Here is a 1,081-nt window from a genome sequence, read left to right on the forward strand (position 1 = left end):
TATAGTCTCTAGCTTCAAGTGCAACGCCTTGAATCGAGTAAGGTGTTGCGATGAGGAAGTACAAGCATCTGAGCGCGGAAGAACGCGCGGTCATCATGATTGAACATCGAAACGGTAGCAGCACGAGAGCCATCGCACGACGGCTCGAGCGAAGTGCCTCGACGGTTTCCCGCGAACTCGCCCGTAATGGCAATACGGTGACGCACTACGATGCGACGCTTGCGGCGTCGACGTACCGTGCTCGTCGTCAAGGTTGCGGCCGGCGGCGCAAGCTGCTTGCTGGCAGTGCACTGTATCGGCATGTGCATGACCGGCTGGTCTATTGGCGCTGGTCGCCGCAGCAGATTGCTGCCAGACTTCGCCGTATGCATCCCGACGATCCTGACCAACGCGTCAGCCATGAAACGATTTACGCGGCGATATACGCTCATCCGCGAGGCGCACTCAAGCAGGCGATGATCGATGCATTGCGCCAGGAAAAGCCCGTGCGTGGACGCCGACGCACGACGCTCGCGGGCGGCGGATTCGTACCCGAAGCGCTGCGCATCGTTCACCGACCGGAGGAGATCGAACTGCGGCAACTGCCGGGACATTGGGAGGGCGACCTCATCAAGGGGGCGTTCAACCGTTCCGCCGTGGGCACGCTGGTCGAGCGCAAGACTCGTTTCGTCGTGCTGTGCCGCATGGACGGTTGCACGGCCCAGGACGCCCTGGAGGGTTTCACGCGCCAGATGAAGAAGCTGCCGGCCTTTCTGCGCGAGAGCCTGACCTACGATCGCGGAACGGAAATGACCTGCCATGTCGAGCTCTCCAGGCGATTGAATCTCGATATCTGGTTTGCCGATCCGCACGCGCCTTGGCAGCGCGGCAGCAACGAGAACACCAACGGTTTGCTGCGCCAGTTTCTGCCCAAAGGCATTGACCTATCGGCAGTCACCCAGATCCAACTAAACGACATCGCCAAATTGCTCAACGGCCGACCTCGTCAAACCCTCGGCTGGGATACGCCGGAGGAGGCAATGGCCAAGGAGCTGGAAATCAATGGACTTGCTAATCGTTGCACTTGATTTTTGAGACTGCC

The 1,081-nt window shown here is 59.9% G+C and carries 1 protein-coding gene; it reads left to right on the forward strand.

Annotation, left to right across the window (positions count from 1 at the left end):
• The first annotated feature begins 50 nt into the window (after positions 1-50).
• Positions 51-1,067, forward strand: coding sequence for an IS30 family transposase (locus tag GQ57_RS32955; protein WP_081896830.1), 1,017 nt, complete (start codon positions 51-53; stop codon positions 1,065-1,067).
• Positions 1,068-1,081 lie beyond the last annotated feature (14 nt).

It is taken from the genome of Burkholderia sp. MSh2 (assembly GCF_000731655.1).
Lineage (GTDB): Bacteria > Pseudomonadota > Gammaproteobacteria > Burkholderiales > Burkholderiaceae > Burkholderia > Burkholderia paludis.